Genomic DNA, 20,875 nt, shown 5'->3' on the forward strand with positions numbered 1-20,875 from the left:
CCCGCCTCGTTCCCAGGAGAATCCCCCATGGCGACAGTGCAGTTCGACGGTGTCACGCACCGCTATCCCGGCGCCGACACCCCCGCTGTCGACGCACTCGATCTCGACATCGCCGACGGCGAGTTCCTCGTGCTGGTCGGGCCGTCGGGCTGCGGCAAGTCGACCAGCCTGCGCATGCTGGCCGGCCTCGAGTCGGTCGAGGAGGGGACCATTCGCATCGGCGAGCGCGACGTCACCGGACTGCCACCGCGCGCCCGCGACGTGGCGATGGTGTTCCAGAGCTACGCGCTCTACCCGAACATGACCGTCGCCGAGAACATGGGCTTCGCCCTGCGCAACGCGGGAATGAGCAAGGCCGACACCCTCGTTCGGGTCAAGGAGGCGGCCGCCATGCTCGAGCTCGAGCCGCTGCTCGACCGCAAGCCCGCCAAGCTCTCGGGCGGTCAGCGCCAGCGGGTCGCCATGGGCCGCGCGATCGTGCGCCGCCCGCAGGTCTTCTGCATGGACGAGCCGCTGTCCAACCTCGACGCCAAACTGCGGGTGAGCACCCGCTCCCAGATTGCCGCGCTGCAACAGCGACTCGGCACCACCACGGTCTACGTCACCCACGACCAGGTCGAGGCGATGACCATGGGTCACCGCGTCGCGGTCCTGCGCGACGGGACGCTCCAGCAGATCGCCTCCCCTCGCCACCTCTACGACGACCCGGTGAACACCTTCGTCGCCGGCTTCATCGGCTCACCGGGCATGAACCTGCTCGAGGCGCCGGTGGTCGACGGTGCGGCGGTCCTGGACGGCCTGCGAATCCCAGTGCCCCGCAGCGTCTCCGGTGCCAGGGTGGTCCTCGGTATCCGTCCCGAGGCGTGGGAGGTCACCACCGACCCGTCGGGTATCACCGTCGTCGCCGAGCTCCTCGAAGAACTCGGCGCCGAATCCTTCGTCTACACCCACGGCGCCGGCACCGACTGGTCCACCCGCTCCGGCAAGATCGTCGTCCGCGTCGACCGCCGGTTCCGGACCACCCTCGGCGAAACCCTGCACCTGCGACCGAAACTCGACGAGATCTTCTTCTTCGACGCCGACCAGGGCAATCGCGTGCGCTGACGGCGCACGCTACGACAGACCCGCCGTGGTCCGGCGGCCGATCGCCGCGTCGAGGGCGCCGAGTTCGGCGAAGACGTCGGTGGCCGCCCAGATGCGGTTGCGGGTGGAGTCGGAGACGACTTCGAGGATGCCGCGGTCGACGAGTCGTTCGAGGGCGCGATAGGTCGCCGAGTCCGTCGTCGCGGTGAGGCGGTTCGCGACCGCGATCGTGAGGATCGGGTGCTCGAGCAGGTTCGCGAGCAGGGCCTCGTCGGCGGAGCCGCCGCGTGGACGGGCACGGTCGCGCCAGCGTTGGGGGAGCGCGGCCAGGGCGCGGGCGGAGTCGATGGCGGCCTCGCTGGCGTACACCGCCGCGAGCGCCAGGTACACGACGAACTCGTCGGCGGCACCGCCCCGGTAGGCATCCAGCTGGGCGAAATAGCGCGAGGTGTCGGCGAGCATGACCGAGGAGAAGGGAACTGTCACCCGGTCGGTCAGCCCCCGCCTGCGCAGAATCGCGCTCACCAGCGCGCGGCCGATCCGGCCGTTGCCGCTGACGAACGGGTGGATCGAGACGAACTGCGCGTGCGCGATCGCGGCCTGCACGAGAATCGGCAGGTCGGTGCGCGCGACGAAAGCCAGCAGATCGGCGACCAACTCGGGCACGAGCTCCGGCGGCGGTGGCACGTACAGCGCGTGGAGCGGCGTGTAATCGCTGCCGCCGATCCAGGTCTGCACCGTGCGGAAACGGCCCGCCTTCTCCCACTCCGGCGCGATCAGCACCCGGTGGGCGCTGAGCAGGCTCGCCTCGGTGATCTGTCCGGTCGCCGCGGCGTCGACCAGGCCCGCGAGGCCGCGCACAGCACTGACTTGCGACGCCGCCTCGGCGCGGGTCGACGCGCCACCGAAGGCTTTGCCGAAAGCTCGCCAGCCCGCGTCGATGTGCTCGATGCGCGAGGACGCGACCGCCTCGGCGCGCAGCAGGAATTCGCGCAGCGACGTCGAGTACTGGCCCTGACCCGCTTCGAGATGGGTCACCGCGACCAGCGCGGCCTCACTCGCGGATGTCGTTCTCCTGGAGTCGAACTCGAGTTCGGCGATGCGCGGCGGGATCGACACCGCCACCCACTCGGGCACGGGCCCGGCCCGTGATCCGTCGTGCGCCGCCCACGGTCGCTGCTCGACATGATGAGCGGGCCAATTCATCTGCTCTTACTGTACTTTCACTCTCGAAAACGCGACTTGCTTGGTGGCTATTCGCATTTACTGGCTCAGATGCCACCGATGAGTCGACTACTCGCTGTTGGCAGTTCCGGACCGGACGGCTGTCGCGCGGGCTCGAGCGACGGCTTCGGCCACACCACCGGTGAAGGGGAGGCCGTGGCCCGGCAGAACCAGATCGGCCGGAACGGACTCGAGCGCGGCGAGTGCCGCCAGGGTGTCGGGGACGGAGTGATGGAAGAAGCTCGGGAGTAGCTGGGGCCCTTGGATTCTCGAGGTCGGGTGCGCGGTGACCAGGGAGTCGCCGGTGGCGACGGCGCCGGCCGCGGGCAGCTGGAAGGCCGAATGGCCCGAGGTGTGGCCGGGACAGGCGATCGGGATCGGGTTGCCGGGGAAGTCCAGCGCGCCGGCGGTGGGGAAGGGCTGGATGTGGGCGACGGTGTTCTTGCGCAGACCACCCGCCGCGGTGATCCGTGCGGCCCACGCGATCGTGCTCCGATCGGTGAGCCGTTTGATCACATCCAGGGGCGTGGCCGACTCATGGCATTCCCCCCGTGCGTGCCGCACCTCGACCGCACTGGTGTACGCGGGAATCCCGTAGCGCCGGTGCAGATGATTCAGCGCCCCCACATGATCGAGATGGGCATGGGTCAGCAACACCGCGACGATGTCCTCGGGCCGATGCCCGAGCTCACGCACCGCCTGCTCGATGACCCCGGCATCACCGAGCCAGCCGGCATCGATCAGCGTGAGCGCCGACCCCTCCCGCAGCAGAACCATATTCACATCGGTCCCACGAATCACGAACGTATCGTCAGCGACCTGCTTCCAGCGCACCCCACTACCGTAGCGATCAAACAACCCGTCCGCCGACGAGCCCATCGAGCTCGATGGTCAGTGGGAACGGGTCGGTCAACGTCACCGACCCGGTCGCCCTCGGCGCAATGCGATATTCGCCGCGCACCGCGGATTCACCAGAAGTCGCGATCTCGATAGCCACCTGGATCTGCTCGGCACGCAGCCGAGTTCGGTCGCCGACCTCGGAGCCGACCACCACTACGTCCGGCACCCGCCGCGGCGAACGCGCCTGTGATCGGTCGCGGCCCAGATCATCGCACCAGGTGACAGTGGTCTACCAGATTGTCACGCGCTCGTCGGGAGCCAGGAAGAGTTTGTCGCTGGGCGTGACGTCGAAGGCTTCGTAGAAGCTGTCGATGTTGCGAACCACGGCGTTGCAGCGGAACTCCGGCGGGGAGTGCGGGTCGACGGCGAGGCGGCGGATGGCCTCCTCGGGGCGGGCCTTGGTGCGCCAGACCTGGGCCCAGCCGTAGAAGACGCGCTGCAGGCCGGTGAGCCCGTCGATGACCGGGGGCTCGGCACCGTCGAGGGAGATCTTGTAGGCGGCCAGGGCGATCGACAGGCCACCCAGGTCACCGATGTTCTCGCCGATGGTGAACTCGCCGTTGACGGTGTGCTCGTCGGCCAGGTCGGCGGGGGAGAGCACGTTGTACTGGTCGATCAGCGCCCTGGTGCGCTTGCCGAACTCGGCGCGGTCGGCGTCGGTCCACCAGTCCTTCATGTTGCCGTCGCCGTCGTACTTGGCGCCCTGATCGTCGAAACCGTGGCCGATCTCGTGGCCGATCACCGCGCCGATGCCGCCGTAGTTGGCGGCGTCGTCGGCGTTCATGTCGAAGAACGGCGGCTGCAGGATCGCGGCCGGGAAGACGATCTCGTTCATGCCCGGGTTGTAGTAGGCGTTGACCGTCTGCGGGGTCATGAACCACTCGCCGCGGTCCACCTCGCCACCCAGTTTGCCCAGGTCACGGTCATGATCGGCGGCATATCCGCGACGGTAGTTGCCGACCAGATCGGCCGGGTCGACCTCGACCGCGGAGTAGTCACGCCAGGTGTCGGGGTAGCCGATCTTGGGGGTGAACTTCTCCAGCTTGGTCAGCGCGGCGGCGCGGGTGTCCGGGCCCATCCACTCCAGGTCGGCGATATTGCGGCGGTAGGCCTCCTGCAGGTTGGCCACCAGCTCCACCATCCGCGCCTTGGCCTGCGGCGGAAAGTGCTTGGCCACATACAGTTTGCCGACGGCCTCGCCGAGCAGCTCCTGCACCAGCGAGACGCCCCGCTTCCAGCGCTCGCGGTTCTCCTGCGCGCCGGTGAGGGTGCGGCCGTAGAAGTCGAAGTTCTCGGCGACGATCTCGTCGGTCAGGAACGGCGCCCTGGCGTGCAGCACCTGCCACACGGCCCAGTCACGCCAATCCGCCTGCGGCACCGCGGTCCACGCCTGCGCGAAGGCGCGCACGTAGTCGGGCTGGCGCACGACGAGCTCAGCGAACAGCTCGGACCCGCTGCGGTCCACACCCGCGGCGACGGCGTCCACCCAGGCGGCCCAGTCGAATTCGGGGTTCTCGGCGACCAGGTCGGCGAACGTGGTGAGGTTGTAGCTCTTCTCGGCGTCGCGACGGCGCACCACGTCCCAATGGCCGGCGGCCAGCGTGCGTTCCAGCTCGAACACGCGGCGGGCCGCGTCGGCCGGATCGGCGGGCACCAGCCCGGCCAGCGCCGGGTCGGCGGCGGCGATGGTGAACATCTTCGCGAGATGGGCCTGGTAGGCGTCGCGAATCTCGGCGAATTCGTCGGAGCGGTAGTACGACTCGTCCGGCAGACCGATGCCCGACTGGGTGGCGTGCACCAGGTAGCGGGTGGAGTCCTTGTCGTCGGTGTCGACGTAGTAGCCCAGCGCGCCGCGCACGCCGGTGCGCTGCAGGCGGCCGAGCAGCGCGGCGAACGCGCTCGGGCTGTCGACCTCGGCGATCTCGCGCAGCTCGACGGCGACCGGCGCGAAACCGGCCGCGGCCACCGCGTCGGTGTCCATGAAGCTCGAGTACAGGTCACCGATCTTGCGGGCGTCGGCGTCGTCGGACGCGTTCGCCGCGCTGTCCTGGATGATCGCCTGCACGTCGAGCTCGGCCTGGTCGTACAACGTCCGGAAGGCGCCGTCCACCGCGCGGTCGGCCGGGATCTCGTACCCGGCCAGCCACTGCCCGTTGACGTGCGCGAACAGGTCGTCCTGGACGCGCACCGCCTGGTCACGGAAGGACAGATCGATACCGGAGGGACTGATCGGATCGGAAGTCACGCGCTCCAGTATGCCGACAACCTCCGACGCGTGTGGCGGCCTCGGACCCCGCACCCGCGTACCGCCGTCAGGCGCAGACGAACTCGTCGTCGCGGACGCCGGCCACGAAGGCCTCCCATTCGCCGGCGGTGAAATGGAGTCGGACGTCGTGGTGGCGGAGGGTGGCGGAGCCGTCGGCGGCTACCTGGGCGAGCAGGGTGGGGTGGCGGCGGTCGCTGAGCAGGCAGTGCAGGAACGCGGTCCACAGGTCGGTCTCGACGGTGATGATCGGCTCGTCGAGGCCGGCGTTCATCGGATTGCGACGAAATTTGCTGTCACGTATCTGAACGATGTCGCCGTCGAAGCGGACCTCGACACACTGGTTACCGTTATTGGAGCGCGACGATGTGAACCAGCCGTGATCGGCCGGGCGGCGACGAGCGGTGGTGGACATACCCAGAATCTTACACGCTGGCATACTCCCTGATCAGCGCGAGAGATTCGGCGCGGGAAAGGGATTGCTCCCTGGCGCGCACATACGCGAAGCCGAGATCGCGCACCTGCTCGGCGTCGTCGACCGGGCCACCGAAGACGGCGCTCTCGGCCCACGCGAAGGTAGGTAGCTGATCGCTTGCGAAGTCGATCAGATGGAAGCTGGAACCGCCGAGCACCGCCCCTTCGGGTGCACTGAACGGGATGACGCGCACATCGACGGAATCGAGTTCGCGCATCAACTCCACCAGGTGTCGCAGCTGCCCCCGCAGCACCTCGGCGCCGCCGGTCTGCTGGCGCAGCGTGGCCTCGCCGAGTACCGCGGTGAGCTCGAGCGGCTCCGGGCCGCGCAGCCGCTGCTGCCTGCGCAGCCGGATCGCGACCAACTGGTCGACCTGGACCGGGCGGATCATCACGTCGGCGCTGATCAGGGCGCGCGCGTAGGCCTCGGTCTGGAGCAGGCCGGGCACGATCAGGCTGTCGTAGCTGCGGATGCTCTGCGCGCCCGCCTCCATCCCGTAGAGCCGCTGCAGTTCGGGACCGATCAGCGCCGAGGCCGTGGTCCACCAGCCGCGCTGCTTGCTGGCCTCGAGCAGGGCGAGCAGTTCGGTGCGCTCGTCGGCGGTGACATCGAGGACGTCGAGGACCGGTTCGATGGTGGTGCGGGTGAGAACGCGCCTGCCCTTCTCCACGTGCGACCAATTGGCCGGCGTGAAGCCGACCCGGCGGGCGAACCCCGCCGAGTCGAAGCCACGCTGCTCGCGCAGTTCACGCAGGCGCAGCACCAGTTCCCAGCGCGCGGCAGTCGGCGAAACGGGGGACATGTCCGAATATGCTACGCCGACCGACACGCTAGCTACTGACTATTGTCAGCGTGGTTGTGCGGCATTAGGCTGTGTAGAACGGCAATTTTCCCTTACGTCCTGCCGTTATGAAAAAGTTTCCCGCTCCACCCGTTCGTGATGAAACGATCCACTCCGATCGAGCGAATCCACAGCTACATCGAGTCACCGTCGACAGAGACGAGGTCGTGATGAGCACGTCGCGCACAGATGACAAAGGCGGGTATACCGCGGCCGAGGAGTACTCGGCCACTCAGGATGCGCTGGCGCGCTGCCGTCACTACCGCAAGCACAACGGGCTCTACGGTGTGGTCGACTCGACGCTGGGACGGATCATGCTGGAGATCGGCGCGGTGGGGGCGGTGGTCATGCCGTCCACGCTGGGGGAACGGGTGCGCGGCCTGCTGATCGGCCGCGGCCAGCGCTGCGGGCCGATCATCGCCCATCCCCGCTCCGGCCGCTGGACCTTCCTGACCGGCCCCACCGACAATTCCTACCTCGACACCGTGCTGTTCGCCGATCTGTTCCGGGTGTGCGCCTCGGTGGCCCTACCCGGCAGCGAGATCGTGCTGCCCTCGCCGGCCGACGAACGCAGCGGCTACCGCACCTGGATGCAGGAACCCGACGGCGACTACCGGCCCGATTTCGCCCAGATCGTCGCCGCCACCCGCACGAACGCGCGGTCGGCGGCGCTGCTGCGGGAGCCCGGTTCGGCCTGAGCTACTGCCCACCCAGGCGCGCGTGCATCTCCCAGACGAGGACCTCGGCGTCCCCGTGTGGCCGCACCAGCTGGCCGCCGGAGCGGGTCAACCGGACCGCGTCGCCCTGCGCCAAGGTGCCGACGCCTTCGAGCTCGACCTCCCCGCGCGCCACGAAGACATGCAGGTAGGGGGCTTCCGGCAAGGTGACGCCCGGACCGTCGGCGGGCAACCGGGCGACATGCATGGCCGCATGCGAGGAGTTGATCGCGATGGCGGTGCGATCGCGATACCGGGGTAGCCCGGAGGCCACGGTCACCAAGCCGCCGCCGGCGAGCTCGTCATCGATTTCGAGCTGCTGATAGCCCGGATCGACCCCGGGCTCGTCGGGCACCACCCACATCTGGACGAAATGCACCGGTTCGTCGTGCTCGGGCAGCTTGCCGTCGAGGCGCCAGGAGTCGTTCTTCTCCGAGTGCAAGATTCCGGTGCCCGCGCTCATCCGCTGGGCCAGCCCCGGATAGATGATGCCGCTGTGGCCGAGCGAGTCCTGGTGCACCAGGCTGCCGCCGAGCACCCAGGTGACGATCTCCATGTCCCGGTGCGGATGGGTGTCGAAGCCCTCGCCGGGCAGCACCACGTCCTCGTTGTTCACCAGCAGCAGCCCGTGATGAGTGTTGTCGGGGTCGTAGTGCTCGCCGAAGGAGAACGAGTGTTTGGAATCGAGCCATGAGATCCGGGTCTTCATCCGGTCACCACCGCGGTGCAGTTCGATCCGCGGTGTCGTCGATGTGGACATACGTTCCTCCTGCTCGCACCCGTACCGCCGCCTCAATTCTGGCACCACTATTCTCACGAGGTGTCGACTCATCGCCTTGACGGCTCGAATCCGGCGGATGAGTCACCTGCCTCGCTGCGACATCTGCTGCGCGAGAGCCGCGGTGTCTTCCGGCGGAATCCGCAGATGCCGCGCCTGGCGCTGCTGCGGCTCGCGGCCCAATTCGGTGACGGGATGTTCCAGGCCGCGCTCTCGGGCGCCATTCTGTTCAACCCCGAACGTGAGACCGATCCGCTGGCGATCGCCGCCGGTTTCGCGGTGCTGCTGCTGCCGTACTCGCTGCTCGGGCCCTACGCTGGCGCGCTGCTCGACCGCTGGGACCGGCGCAACGTCCTGCTGATCGCCAGCGTGGCGCGGGCGGTGCTGATCGGGCTGGCCGCGATCGGGCTGTTCGCGGGGATCGGCGAGACGCCGCTGTTGCTGCTGGCGCTGGCGACCGTCGGCATCAGCCGGTTCGTGCTGGCCGGGGTGTCGGCGGCGCTGCCGCGGGTCCTCGAACAGCGCTGGCTGGTGCCGATGAACTCGGTGCTCGCGACGGTCGCCTCGGTGTGCGCCGGGGTCGGCGCCGCGGCGTCGGTGGCGGTGATCGCGCTGATCGGGGCCGGCGATGCCGCGTCGGCGGTCGCGGTGGCGCTGAGCGGGATCGGCTCGGTGGTCGGCGCGGTGCTGGCCGCGGGCTTCCGGCACCGCGTGCTCGGGCCCGAAAGTGGTTCGGCCACTTCGGAGAGCACCGTGCACGCGATCGCCACAGGTCTGCGCACCGGCGCGGTCGCGGTCTGGCGCGCGACGACGGTGACGACGGCGATGATCGGCATCGGCGCGCATCGCGTCGTCTTCGGCATGAACACCCTGATCATGGTGCTGGTCCTGCGCCAGCCCACCGGCAACGACGAGATGAGCGGGGGACTGGTCGGATTCGGTGTCGCGATCGGATTCGCGGCGGCGGGCATGCTGCTGGCCGCGATCCTCGCGCCGGTGCTGATCCCACGCCTGGGCAGGCCGCGCACGGTCCTGCTCGGGCTGGTGACCGCGGTCGCCGTGCAGCTGACGCTGGTGACCCCGATCGCGCTGGCCACCGGCGCGTCCGTCGACAACGCGCACCGCCTGCTGCTGGCCGGTGCCTTCGGGCTCGGGCTGGCGGGCCAGACGATCAAGCTGACCGGCGACGCGAGCATGCAGATCGACATCGACGACGATCACCGCGGGCAGGTATTCGCCCTGCAGGACACTGTTTTCAACATCACCTTCGTGCTCGCGATCGCGGTGACCGCGCTGGTGATCCCGGCCGACGGCCGCTCGATCGGCGTGGTGCTCGCCGGCGCGGCCGTCTACGCGCTCGGGGTCGTGGCGATCGCGCTCAATGCCCATCGAGCCAGGGCGGCCTGCTGAGCGCGCCGGCCGGTTCCTGGGCCAGCACCGCGCGGTGGTCGACCACGAACAGCGGGATGTCGGGCACGACGCTCTCGGCCGCGCCGTCGCGATCGGAGTCCCACGGGGCGTCGTCGACGCCGGTGTCACCGTCGAAGGAGAGCCATAGCGCGTCGGCGACGCCGGTGTCGGCCAGGGCCAGCTCGGCCTGCCCCGACCAGTGATGCACGATGCCGTCGCCGGTCCCGAAGACGAACTCGATGTCGTTCACATACGGGTTGGACGCGCGCGCACGCCGTCCGGTTCCGGAAAATCCGAACTACATCAGTGGTATTTGTTGGGCATGGGCACAACGCTGGTACCGCACGGTTCGACCGCACTCGGTGCACTGCTGGCGGTAGTGCTCGCCGCGCCCGTGCTCGCGGCGCCGTTCCCGTGGACACCGCCGCCGGTGAACATCTGTGGCGAGACGGGATTCGACCCGCTCAACCGGCTGCCCGATCCCGCCGCGCCCCCGCCGCCGATCATCGCGCCCACCATCGACATCCCGGTCATCGTGCCGGAGCTGACGCCGGTTCCACTGCCCGATCCGCCGCACGACAACACCCGCGTCGCACAGGCGCCGTTGCCGTCGGATCCCTGCCGCAATCCGTGCCCCGAGGTCAGGGACACGCCCGAACCCGACGACGGGATCGACGAGTCGGGCGGCACCTCGACCGGCTCGGGATCGGGGTCCGGATCGGGGTCGGCGATCTCGCTGCCGCGCATCCGGATCAGGCCCGAGATCGAGACCATCCCGATCCCGGTGCCGGGCGGTGAGGGCGAACCGGCGCAAGAGCCGCCCGCCCCCGTGGTGCGCCCGGTCGAGCCGGGTCCGGTGCGGCCCGCGGTCGCGGCCCGGACGGTGGAATCGGTGCGGCTCGTCGAGCAGGTCACCGGGCACGGGTCGAGCAATCGGACCGATATGCGCTGGCAGGTCGACGGCACCGACCTCGGCCTGTTCTGGGAGACCGAACCGGGCAAGGTGGCCATGGTGTTCGGTGACACCTTCGGCGAGGGCTGGACCTACGGCGGCGCCGGCGCCGACAGTGCCGACTGGCGCTCCAATGTGCTCGCCTACAGCACCGACAAGAACCTCGACGACGGCCTGGTCATCGATTCGATGGTGCAGGACAGCCCGTGCCATGCCGCCGAACTGCTGGGCAGCCGCAAGATCAGGAACTGGGAGACCACCACGATTCCGACCTCGGGGTTCGCGATCGGCAAGCGCCAGTTCCTGAGCTACATGTCGGTCAACCACTGGTCGAGGGTGCCCGGAATGTGGCTGACGAACTACGGCGGGCTGGCCTACTCCGACGACGGCGGGCAGACCTGGACCAAGGATCAGCACGCTCGCTGGGAGAACATGTTCGGCGTCGGCCGGTTCCAGGTGGCCGCGATGGTGCCGCACGGCGACTTCGTCTACATGTTCGGCACGCCCAACGGGCGGATCGGCGTGATCGGCCTGGCCAGGGTGCGCAAGGACGACGTCCTCAACAAGACGGCCTACCAGTACTGGGTGGACGGCAGCTGGGCGCCGGCCGCGGAGAATTCGGCGACGCCGCTGGTGCTCGGCATGGCCAGCGAACTGTCGGTGCGGTTCGACGAGGAGAGCCGGCAGTGGCAGATGGTCTACCTCGACCCCGCCGCGAACCAGATCGTGCTGCGCACCGCGGCGCAACCGCAGGGAAGGTGGACCGAGACGGTCCCGCTGGTCTCCACCGCCGACTATCCCAAGGCGTACGGCGGGTTCATCCACCCCTGGTCGACCGCGCGTGACCTGTACTTCACGATGTCGGCGTGGGACAGCTACAACGTGTACCTGATGCACGCGCGGCTGAATCCGCCGCGCTGATCAGCGCGCGAGCACGAACCGTAGGCGCTCGCCGGGCCGTGCCTGGGCCACCCGGTCCACATCGGCGTCGAGCACCACGGCGATCACCGGATAGCCACCGGTGATCGGGTGATCGGCGAGGAAGACGACCGGCTGACCGCTCGGCGGCACCTGGACCGAGCCGAGCGCGACCCCCTCCGCGGGTAACTCGCGAGTGATCGCGCGGCCCAGCGGCGGGCCGTCGGCGCGATCCAGGCGCGCGCCGATCCGGTCGGTGTCGGTGGAGACCACCCAGGAACCGCGGAACAGCTCGCCGGGATCGGTGAACCACTCCGCGCGCGGGCCGGGCAGGGCACGCACGGTCAGCACTTCCGGAGGCACCGGGACCGGCGCGAACTCGACGGTCGGCAGGGTGCGCGGCGGCGGTCCGACCGGAAGTTGCGTACCTGTCCGCAGCGGTTCGGGGCCGATGCCCGACAGGGTGTCGCGGCTGCGCGAACCGAGCACCTTGGGCACGTCGATGCCGCCGCGCACGGCCACATAGCTGCGCAGACCCGACAGGGCCAGGCCGAGCCGCAGCACCTGCCCCTCCGCGAGTTCGAGCACGCTGGCATGGCCGACCGGGGTGCCGTCGACGGTGGCCGGGGCCGGGGCGCCGGTGACCGCGACGGTGAGATGGGCGTCGGCGCGCAGGGCGAGTCCACCGAGCAGCACCTCGATGGCGGCCAGCTCCTCCGGATTGCCGACCAGCCGGTTCGCCAGGCGCAGTGAGGCGCGATCGGCGGCCCCCGCCTGACCCACCCCGGAATCGAACCAGCCGGGTCGCCCCAGGTCCTGGACCGTCGCGAGCGGCCCCACCCGCTCGATGAAGATCAGCACGCGATCACTCCCCGATTCGCTGTCGAGGCGGCGCATCGTTGAGCAGCCTGGTGTTATGCCTTGTCCCCGTCGGCCGCCGTATCGACGAACCGTACCGCCGTTCCCGCCCGTACCAGCGCGGGCGGATCGCGGTCGACCACCCACATCCGCAGATCGGTATTGCCGATCAACTGCCACCCGCCCGGCGTGCCCCGCGGATACACCGCCGAATAGCCGCCCGCCAGCGCCACCGCGCCGGGCGGGATCGCGGTGCGGGCCTGAGCCCGGCGCGGCACGGACAACCGGCCGTCGGGCGAGGTCAGATAACCGAAGCCGGGCGCGAAACCGACGAACGCGCACCGCCAGACGGTTCCGGTGTGCGCCGCGATCACCTCGGGTACCGAGAGCCCGAGCAGGTCGGCGACCTCGGGCAGATCGGCCCCGTCGTAGCGGACCGGAATCTCCACGACGTCGTCGGGAAACTCGCTGTCGGGCAGTGTTCCACGGGAAACATCGGGCGAATCCGGCTGTGGCGGTTCTTGATCCAGGCGGTCCAGCAGAGCGACCAGCTCGCGCCGCACCTGGACGCCGTAACTCACCGAATGCATGGTCACCAGAACGGTTTCCGCGGCGGGCAGCACATCCTGGACGCCCGCGATGGCGTGCACGCGCAGGGCCGAGGCGAGGCGCTGCACCGGGCGTGGATCGTCGAGGGTGATGAGCATCGCGCGGTCGCCCGCGGGCCGGATGCGCGCGTTCCAGTCGTTCGTCGAGTCCCTCGTTGCCTCGTCCATCCTGCCTCCCACCCTCAGCCGAACGGCTCCACCGGTATTCCGGCGTCGTCGAGCGCCCGTCGAATCCGGCGGGCCATCTCCACAGCGGCGGGGGAATCGCCGTGTACGCACACACTCGCCACGGACACGGCGACCGTACCGGGACCGTCTACGGTACGCGCGGTGCCCGACAGCGCAAGAGAAACCGCCTGCGCCACGGCGTCGTCGGGCGACAGCACCGCCCCGGCAACTCCGCGCGACGCCAGCGTGCCCGTCGCGGTATAGGCGCGATCGGCGAAACCCTCGCCGACGAAACGCACACCCACCCGGTCGGCCGCCCGTTCCAGCTCGGTGCCCGCCGGGCCGAGCAGCGCGAGCCCGGTGTCGGCCTCGGCCACCGCCGCCAGCACGGCGTCGGCGAGCAGCCGGTCCCGCGCGGCGGCGTGGTACAGCGCGCCGTGCGGCTTCACATAGTGCACCCGGTCGCCGGCCGCGCGGGCGAAGGCCGCCAGCCCGCCGATCTGGTACAGCACCTCGTCGCGCAGGTCGGCCGGGGCGATGGCGATATCGCGGCGGCCGAAGCCGACCAGGTCGCGATAGCCGACGTGGGCGCCGATCCGCACGCCCTTGGCGACCGCGAGTTCGCAGGTCCGCCGCATGGTGGAGGGGTCGCCGGCGTGGAAACCGCAGGCGATGTTGGCGCTGGTGACGATGTCGAACATCGCGGCGTCGTCGCCCATCCGCCACGGGCCGAAGCCCTCGCCCAGGTCACTGTTCAGGTCCAGCGGCATGTCTTCGAGCATGAACGATTCCGTTCGCGCCGTCGTCACCGGGGCGCGGTTGCGCGGCCCCCGGTTGTGACGCGACCCCAACACGCCGCCGACCATGGCCGCCGCGCCCGCGGCCAAGTACGCTCGGACCATCATGGCCACGTATTTCGATCCGAAGTCCTGGTCACTGTCGGGCGCTGTCGATCTCGGCAAACGCCTGCTCGACCCGTCATGGATCGATCAGTGGCTCGGCTTCACCACCTCCTGGGCCGATCCCGTCGCCGACCTCGGCTCCGGCACCGTGACCGCGCTGATGCCCGACGTGTTGATGACCGTGCTCAGCGAGGGCATCCTCAGCCGATTCGGCGGCCAGGAAGTCAGCGCCACCCTGCTCGGGCACGACCTCACCGCCACTCTGGACGTGTTCAAGGTGCGCAGGCGGGGCGCGCATTTCCAGAGCAAGACGGTGCTGTCGGACCTGGTCTGGGACTCGCATCCGTTCGACGCCGTCACCGTCATCGCGCACGGGGTCCGGCTGATTCCCGGCGTGCCGACCAAGATCCGGGTCCAGCAGCTCGACATCGAGGGCACCATCGGCATCGGCGCCCTGGTCGAGTGGGTGGACGCCCAGAATCTCGACTGGCGGGTCCACCTGGACAACCGCGGCCGCATCGTCGCCACCCACCGCACCCGCAAGATGCGCGCCCTGGTCGACGCGCAGGTCTACGACAACCTGCTCACCATCGACATCCGCAAGGCCACCTGGCACGGCATCCGGCTGCCCAAGCGCGCGGTGCCCGCCCCCGCGCTGCTGCTCGACGACCTGCCCAACCGGGCGAGCATCACCTACGCGCACCGTCGCGGCGACAAGGTCCGTTTCCGGATCGAACTGCCCGAGACCACCGGTTCGTTCGACCTGGCACAGATCCGCGCGGCCATCGTCGCCGGGACGACGCTGATCGTGTTCTGATCAGGCGTTCTCGGCGGCCCACCACTCCAGCAGCGCGGCCTCGGCTTCCTCGCGGGTCATCGGGCCCCGGTCCAGCCGCAGGTCCTTGAGGTACTTCCACGCCTTGCCGACCTGCGGTCCCGGCGACAGGCCGAGCAGCTCCATGATGGAGTTGCCGTCCAGGTCCGGCCGCACCCGCGCCAGATCCTCCTGCTCCCTGAGCGTGGCGATGCGCTCCTCGAGCTCGTCGTAGGTGGCGCGCAGGGCGGCGGCGCGACGCTTGTTGCGGGTGGTGCAGTCGGCGCGGACCAGCTTGTGTAGGCGATCGAGCAGGTCGTCGGCGTCGGTGACGTAGCGACGCACCGCCGAGTCGGTCCACTGGCCCTTGCCGTACCCGTGGAAGCGCAGGTGCAGGAACACCAGCCGCGCGACCTCTTCGGTGAACACCTTCGGATACTTCAGGGCGCGCAGGCGCTTGCGCACCATCTTCGCGCCGACCACCTCGTGGTGGTGGAAGCTCACGCCGCCGCCCGGCTCGTTGCGCTTGGTGTCGGGCTTGCCGATGTCGTGCAGTAGCGCGGCCCAGCGCAGCACCAGGTCGGGGTCGCCCTCCTCCTGGTCGATCGCCTGGGAGAGCACGGTCAGCGAGTGCTGGTAGACGTCCTTGTGCTGGTGGTGCTCGTCGATCTCGAGCTTCATCGCGGGCACCTCGGGCAGCACGCGCTGGGCCAGGCCGGTGTCGCACATGAGGTTGATGCCGTCGATCGGATGCGCGGCGCCGATCAGCTTGTCGAGTTCGGTGCGCACCCGCTCCGCGGTGATCCGGTCGATCTGCTCCGCCATCTCCACGATCGCGGCCCGCACCCGCGGCGCCACGTCGAAACCGAGCTGGGCGACGAAACGGGCGGCGCGCAGCATCCGCAGCGGGTCGTCATCGAACGAATCCTGCGGCGCGGCAGGGGTATCGAGCACGCCGTCGAGCAGGGCGTCGAGACCGTCGAGCGGGTCGACGAATTCGAGCGAGCCGTCGGCGGCGATCTTCACCGCCATCGCGTTGACCGTGAAATCGCGACGGACCAGGTCGCCCTCGAGGGTGTCGCCGAAGGTGACCTCGGGGTTGCGCGAGACCCGGTCGTAGGTGTCGGCGCGGAAGGTGGTGATCTCGAGCTGCTGATCGTCCTTGGCCGCGCTCACGGTGCCGAAGGCCAGGCCGCCGGTGTCCCACAGGTGGTCGGCCCAACCGCGCATCAGTTCCTGCACGACCTCGGGACGCGCGTCGGTGGTGAAGTCCAGGTCGTTGCCCAGCCGACCGAGCACGGCGTCGCGGACACTGCCGCCGACGAGATAGAGGGAATGCCCACGCTCGGCGAACATCTCGCCCAGCGGTGTCAGCACATCCGATAGCTGCCCCAGTGTCACCGCCGCCGCGGCCAGCAGCCGCGCACGCCGATCGGCCACAGCATCAGGGACAACGTTCGGAGAGACCACGAAGAGGCAGCTTACCGACGACGTCGAATCGATTCCCGAGCCCGACCCGGCGGACCATCCGTTGGTCGCCACCCATTGCTGTTCTGGATGACGCGAGCACATGGGTAACTCCGCAGCCGCCGTCCAGTCGTCACGTACCCATCGCGGGACCGACTGCCAGCGGCCGTGCTACCGGGAGAGACGCTGAATTCCCGGGGAGGCGGGCGAGCGGGGCGGGCCAGCTAAGCTGGCGGGGTGTCTCCTCCGGCCGATCGCGCGAACAGTCGACGCCGCCAGCCGCGGCGGCGCGGTTCGGCGAGCAATGCCGGCAAGCCGCGGATGCGCACGGTCCGCGAGACCTCCGCGGGCGGCCTGGTCGTCGACGGTCTCGACGGCCCACGTGAGCACCGCTCCGCCGCGCTGATCGGGCGCACCGATCGCCGGGGCAGGCTGCTGTGGTCGCTGCCCAAAGGGCATATCGAAGCCGGCGAGACCTCCGAGCAGACCGCCATCCGCGAGGTCGCCGAGGAAACCGGGATCAACGGTGAAGTCGTCGCCGAACTGGGCAGTATCGATTACTGGTTCGTGACCGAGGGCAGGCGGGTACACAAGACCGTGCACCATTTCCTGCTGCGCTCGCTCGGCGGTGAACTGTCCGACGCCGACGTCGAAGTCACCCAGGTTGCGTGGGTTCCGTTGAGCGAGTTGGATTCCCGATTGGCCTACGCCGACGAACGGCGGCTGGCCGAAGTGGCGAATCGAATGATCGACCGGATGGAGACCGGCAAGCGATGACGGGTGGACTGTTCCGGCTGATCACGGCGGTCCTGACCATCTTGGGTTCGGTGACGCTTCTGCCTTCGGTCGCGCACGCGCAGCCGAACGGGTCGGGCGCGAACACACCGAAGTTCCTCAAGCTGACGCTGGACGCCGTCGCGCCGGGCACGGTCACGACGAGCAGCGATCCGATGCTGACGGTGTCGGGCACGGTCACCAATATCGGCGACCGCGTCGTCGACGACGTGAGCGTGCGGATCCAGCGGGCCGCGCCGGTGCAGTCCCCGAGCGGACTGCGCAGTTCGCTGCGGCTCGATCAGGTGAACTACGAGGTCACCGGGCCGTTCCAGGATGTGGCGGAACGACTGAGTCCCGGTCAGCGCAAGCAGTTCTCGGTGCGCATCGCGTTGCGCGCCGGGGGCGAGGGCGCCTCGCTGGGGCTGACCGACCCCGGGGTGTATCCGCTGCTGCTCAATGTCAACGGCGAACCCGCCTACGGCACCCAGGCCCGGCTCGACGACGCCCGCTTCCTGCTGCCGGTGCTCGGTTTGCCCGGCGCCGGTGGCGACGCGACCGGCGCGGCGAGTGAGCCGGTGCCCGCGCCCGCGGACGCGACGCCGGTGGCCACCACGCTGATCTGGCCGCTGGCCGACCGGCCGCGCATGGTCGCGGGCAAACCGGGCTCGGTCAACGGGCAGCCGGAACTGCTCGACGACGAGCTGGCCGTCTCCGTCGGCAAGGGCGGGCGGCTCGAGCAACTGGTCGCCGCGCTGGAATCGGTCGCGCCGGGTCCCGGCCGCGAGCGCGGCGTGGCGAGTTCGGTGTGCATCGCCATCGACCCCGACCTGGTCTCCACGGTGCAGACGATGACGCGCGGCTACCGCGTGCTGGCCAGCCCGTCCGACCCCAGCGGCGCGACCAGGGAGGGGACCGGGGCGGCGAGCGCGCAGGCCTGGCTCGACCGGCTGCGTGCCCTGGCCGGGTCCATGTGCACCGTCGCCCTGCCGTTCGCGCAGGTCGACGTGTCGGCGCTGGCCGCGGTGAACGATCCCGGCCTGTCCGCGCGCGCGCTGACCGCGCCCGCCGACGTGGTCGACGCGATCCTGGGCACCCGTTCGCTGCGCGGGGTCAGCCTGCCCGACTCCGGCAGCATCGACGACCCGGCCGGGCAGCTGCTGCGCGACCACGGCTACGGGACGACGGTGCTGGCGAGCACGGCGGTCTCGACCGACGGCGCGAGCAGCGATACCGAGAACGCGCTGACCTCCGCGCCGGTGACGTTGGAGCCGGGCGTCGTCGTGGGCGGGGAGCAGGCGGCGCCGGATGTCGTCCGCGTGCCGACCGTGAGCGTCGAACCGCCCGCGGGCGCGCCGGCGGGCACCGACCCCGCGCTGCGCGTGACCACCTTCGACATCTGGTCGGCGACCGCGCTCGCCGCCGTCGGCTCGAACCCGCCGACGCCGTCGTTCACCCCGTCGAAAGTGCGCTTCGACGTCACCAACGACTCGCGCGCCGCGCGGTTGCAGGACGCGCTCGGCGCGATCGCCTGGTCCGCGCTCAACCCGTCGCCGGAGCGGCCGCGCTCGCAGCTGCTGATGCCGCCGCAGCAGTGGGGCGCCAATCGGGAAGAGGGCATCGCGCTGCTCAAGCAGGTCGAATTGCTGACCCGCAACAACCTCGCCAGCCCGCGCGGATTCGCCGAACTCGTCGCCCAGGCGCCCGATCCGCGCCCGTACGCGCTGGAATACCTGCCGCGTGCGGCCCAGGACGCGGCGCCGGAGCGGTTCGTGCCACCGGTCCGCGACCAGGGCGCCCGGATCACCGAACTGATGCGCGCGCTGGTCGAGCTGCCGGAATCGGAGCTCACCCCGCACGCCTTCCTGACCCCGGCCCGCGAAGACCTGCTGCGCGCGCTCAGCCTGTCCGACCGCAGGGCCGACGACGACACGCTCGCCGATCTGCACGCCCAGCGTCGCATCGATCAGGTCACCAAGGAACTCGACACCATGTTCTCGTCGGTGTCGGTGTTGCCGCCGGGTGGGGTGTACACGCTGGCCTCCGAGCAGAGCCCGCTGCTGCTGGTCGCCCGCAACGAACTACCGGTCGCCATCCGGGTGCAATTCCGGATCGAGGCGCCCGCCGAGACGAACATCACCGATATCGGCGAACAGCTGCTTCCGCCCTCCGGTACCAGGTCGTTCCAGATTCCGACCGAGGTGAGCGACAGCCGTAAGCTGGTGATTCCGATTTCCCTTACCACGCCGGACGGCGTAGCGCTAGGGGAGCCGACCTCGGTCTCGGTCCGCTCGAACGCCTACGGACAGGCCTTGGCCATAATTACGGCATGTGCCGGAATATTGCTGTTGCTGTTGGCCGGGCGCCGGCTCCTGCGCCGGTTCCGTGGGCAGCCCGACCCCGCCGACGAGGGGTTCGAACGGCAGTGAACGCCCACGCCTGAGACGCGGGCGGGGGACCATGGCAGACAAGGACGACAGTGGCACGGGTGAGCGAAACGCTCATCGGACCGGCGGGATTCGCGGGTTGCGCCGGGTACAGGAGGCATGATGGGCGACGATGATTCCGCTCATCGGCACGACCACGACGATCGCCGCGACGGACCGGCACGCCCGGCCCCGGTCGCGCCGTGGGAGCGTGGCATGACCGGCGGGGAGCACGAGGGGAACATCGCCGCGCCGCGTCCGGGGGCGCCGGAGGGTCGGTCGTATCGGCCCGTCGATCCCGGTGTCGACCAGCCGGGTGGGCCACGTCCGCCGATGCCGGGTCAGCCCGGCTATCGCCCCGCCGACCAGCCGCCGCCCGGGTATCGGCCCGACAATCGTGCGCCGGATCCGTCGCGCGCGGCGTACGGCGAGCGGCCCGACGGTCCGCAGCATCCTGGTGTTCCGCGCGTGCAGTTGCCGGGGCAGCCCGGCGAGATCGCGCCGCGGCCCGGGACCGCAGGTCGTCCGGGGGTTCCGCCGCAGCGGCCCGGTCAGCCGCCCTATCCGGCTGCCGGTCAGTCGGGGGAGTTCCCGCTGCAACCACGACCGGGCCAACCGGCACGTGGTCAGTCCGGTGACCCGCTGCGGCCGGGTCAGCCGCCACGTCCCGTGGTCGGTCCCGGTGGTCAGTCGGGGGAGATCCCCCGGCAGCAGCGACCGGATCAGCCGCCGCGCGGGCGCTCGGGAGACTTCCCGCCGGAGCAACGTCCTGGCCAACCAGGACCTCGCGGCGACGAGCTCCGTCCGCAACGCCCCGGACCGGGTTCCGGCGAGTTCCCGCAGCAGCGGCCGGGCCAGCCGCCGCGTCCCGTGGCCGGTCCCGGTGGTCAGTCGGGGGAATTTCCCCGGCAGCAGCGGCCGGGTCAGCCGCCGCGCGGGCGCTCGGGAGACTTCCCGCCTGCGCATCCCGGTGCCGACGAATTCCCGGGACAGCGCCTGCTGCCCGGCTCGGGTGGTTTCCCGCCGGAGCAGCGGCCGGGCCACCCCGGACCCGGTGCGCGCGCCGACGAGCTCCGTCCACAACGCCCCGGACCGAGTTCCGGCGAGTTCCCGCAGGAGCGACCGGGCCACCCGCCGCGTCCCGTGGCCGGTCCCGGTGGCCAGTCGGGTGAGATTCCCCGGCAGCAGCGGCCGGGCCACGCGCCGCGTCCGGCGTCGGGCGCCGAGGAGTTCCCCTCGCAGCACCCCGGTAGCCGTGCGGGTGACTTCCCGGCCGAGCAGCGTCCGGGCGCGCGCCC

At 70.2% G+C, this 20,875-nt stretch carries 20 protein-coding genes; 7 read left to right on the top strand and 13 right to left on the bottom strand.

Going from position 1 to position 20,875, the window contains the following annotated elements; genetic code table 11:
• Positions 1-27 precede the first annotated feature (27 nt).
• Entirely contained in the window at positions 28-1,104 is a 1,077-nt protein-coding gene (gene ugpC / locus V8688_RS18805) for a sn-glycerol-3-phosphate ABC transporter ATP-binding protein UgpC (protein ID WP_342801350.1), read from the top strand.
• 9 nt (positions 1,105-1,113) lie between these two features.
• Here ugpC and V8688_RS18810 read toward each other — a convergent pair whose 3' ends face one another.
• From V8688_RS18810 to V8688_RS18835, 6 genes are all read right to left on the bottom strand, one after another.
• The gene (locus V8688_RS18810; protein WP_342801351.1) at positions 1,114-2,289 is read right to left on the bottom strand and encodes a Fic family protein; all 1,176 of its coding nucleotides are present in this window, start codon (positions 2,287-2,289) and stop codon (positions 1,114-1,116) included.
• A gap of 87 nt (positions 2,290-2,376) precedes the next feature.
• Complete coding sequence (locus V8688_RS18815) at positions 2,377-3,108, bottom strand: MBL fold metallo-hydrolase (RefSeq protein WP_342801352.1); 732 nt, start codon at positions 3,106-3,108, stop codon at positions 2,377-2,379.
• Between the two features lie 49 nt (positions 3,109-3,157).
• Positions 3,158-3,373 (bottom strand): hypothetical protein, encoded by a 216-nt coding sequence (locus V8688_RS18820; protein ID WP_342801353.1) that lies wholly within the window; start codon positions 3,371-3,373, stop codon positions 3,158-3,160.
• A 63-nt stretch (positions 3,374-3,436) separates the two neighbouring features.
• Positions 3,437-5,452: a M13-type metalloendopeptidase gene (locus V8688_RS18825; RefSeq protein WP_342801354.1), complete on the bottom strand. Its 2,016-nt coding sequence runs from the start codon at positions 5,450-5,452 to the stop codon at positions 3,437-3,439.
• 67 nt (positions 5,453-5,519) lie between these two features.
• Complete coding sequence (locus V8688_RS18830) at positions 5,520-5,885, bottom strand: DUF397 domain-containing protein (protein ID WP_342801355.1); 366 nt, start codon at positions 5,883-5,885, stop codon at positions 5,520-5,522.
• A gap of 10 nt (positions 5,886-5,895) precedes the next feature.
• The gene (locus tag V8688_RS18835; protein WP_218722250.1) at positions 5,896-6,747 is read right to left on the bottom strand and encodes a helix-turn-helix transcriptional regulator; all 852 of its coding nucleotides are present in this window, start codon (positions 6,745-6,747) and stop codon (positions 5,896-5,898) included.
• Between the two features lie 209 nt (positions 6,748-6,956).
• Between V8688_RS18835 and V8688_RS18840 the strand changes: the two genes are divergently transcribed.
• On the top strand, positions 6,957-7,484 hold the full coding sequence (locus tag V8688_RS18840) for a hypothetical protein (protein ID WP_218722251.1): 528 nt from the start codon (positions 6,957-6,959) through the stop codon (positions 7,482-7,484).
• Between the two features lies 1 nt (position 7,485).
• Here V8688_RS18840 and V8688_RS18845 read toward each other — a convergent pair whose 3' ends face one another.
• Positions 7,486-8,262, bottom strand: coding sequence for a pirin-like bicupin family protein (locus V8688_RS18845; protein ID WP_218722252.1), 777 nt, complete (start codon positions 8,260-8,262; stop codon positions 7,486-7,488).
• Between the two features lie 165 nt (positions 8,263-8,427).
• Here V8688_RS18845 and V8688_RS18850 point away from each other — a divergent pair, with 165 nt between their 5' ends.
• The gene (locus tag V8688_RS18850; protein ID WP_255588809.1) at positions 8,428-9,690 is read left to right on the top strand and encodes an MFS transporter; all 1,263 of its coding nucleotides are present in this window, start codon (positions 8,428-8,430) and stop codon (positions 9,688-9,690) included.
• On the opposite strand, the gene V8688_RS18855 is transcribed toward V8688_RS18850, so the two are convergent.
• Complete coding sequence (locus V8688_RS18855; RefSeq protein WP_316573082.1) at positions 9,659-9,940, bottom strand: hypothetical protein; 282 nt, start codon at positions 9,938-9,940, stop codon at positions 9,659-9,661. The genes V8688_RS18850 and V8688_RS18855 overlap by 32 nt on opposite strands.
• A gap of 72 nt (positions 9,941-10,012) precedes the next feature.
• Here V8688_RS18855 and V8688_RS18860 point away from each other — a divergent pair, with 72 nt between their 5' ends.
• Positions 10,013-11,563: a DUF4185 domain-containing protein gene (locus tag V8688_RS18860; protein WP_342801356.1), complete on the top strand. Its 1,551-nt coding sequence runs from the start codon at positions 10,013-10,015 to the stop codon at positions 11,561-11,563.
• Here V8688_RS18860 and V8688_RS18865 read toward each other — a convergent pair whose 3' ends face one another.
• From V8688_RS18865 to V8688_RS18875, 3 genes are read right to left on the bottom strand one after another with little or no spacing between them, the layout of a single operon-like run.
• Positions 11,564-12,457, bottom strand: coding sequence for a biotin-dependent carboxyltransferase family protein (locus V8688_RS18865; protein ID WP_342801357.1), 894 nt, complete (start codon positions 12,455-12,457; stop codon positions 11,564-11,566). It lies immediately after the preceding gene.
• A 17-nt stretch (positions 12,458-12,474) separates the two neighbouring features.
• Entirely contained in the window at positions 12,475-13,194 is a 720-nt protein-coding gene (locus tag V8688_RS18870; protein ID WP_218722256.1) for an allophanate hydrolase subunit 1, read from the bottom strand.
• A gap of 14 nt (positions 13,195-13,208) precedes the next feature.
• A complete protein-coding gene (locus tag V8688_RS18875; protein WP_316573236.1) occupies positions 13,209-13,964 on the bottom strand; it encodes a 5-oxoprolinase subunit PxpA in 756 nt (251 codons plus the stop codon).
• Between the two features lie 133 nt (positions 13,965-14,097).
• On the opposite strand from V8688_RS18875, the gene V8688_RS18880 reads away from it, so the two are divergent.
• Positions 14,098-14,913: a hypothetical protein gene (locus V8688_RS18880; RefSeq protein WP_342801358.1), complete on the top strand. Its 816-nt coding sequence runs from the start codon at positions 14,098-14,100 to the stop codon at positions 14,911-14,913.
• Here the strand turns inward: V8688_RS18880 and V8688_RS18885 are convergent, their stop codons facing one another.
• Positions 14,914-16,350: a CCA tRNA nucleotidyltransferase gene (locus V8688_RS18885; protein ID WP_218722258.1), complete on the bottom strand. Its 1,437-nt coding sequence runs from the start codon at positions 16,348-16,350 to the stop codon at positions 14,914-14,916.
• Between the two features lie 348 nt (positions 16,351-16,698).
• Here V8688_RS18885 and V8688_RS18890 point away from each other — a divergent pair, with 348 nt between their 5' ends.
• Together V8688_RS18890 and V8688_RS18895 are read left to right on the top strand one after the other, a co-directional pair.
• Positions 16,699-17,154 carry an NUDIX hydrolase gene (locus V8688_RS18890; RefSeq protein WP_255588811.1) on the top strand — a complete coding sequence of 152 codons (456 nt, stop codon included), beginning with the start codon at positions 16,699-16,701 and terminating at the stop codon, positions 17,152-17,154.
• Positions 17,151-19,580 (top strand): DUF6049 family protein, encoded by a 2,430-nt coding sequence (locus V8688_RS18895; protein WP_342801359.1) that lies wholly within the window; start codon positions 17,151-17,153, stop codon positions 19,578-19,580. The genes V8688_RS18890 and V8688_RS18895 overlap by 4 nt, the downstream gene beginning before the upstream one ends.
• Positions 19,581-19,652: 72 nt before the next feature.
• Here V8688_RS18895 and V8688_RS18900 read toward each other — a convergent pair.
• Positions 19,653-20,875: hypothetical protein (locus tag V8688_RS18900; RefSeq protein WP_342801360.1), on the bottom strand; the 1,223-nt coding region annotated here is incomplete at its 5' end.

Origin of the sequence: Nocardia sp. No.11 (assembly GCF_038752175.1) — a bacterium.
GTDB classification, from domain to species: Bacteria; Actinomycetota; Actinomycetes; order Mycobacteriales; family Mycobacteriaceae; genus Nocardia; species Nocardia canadensis.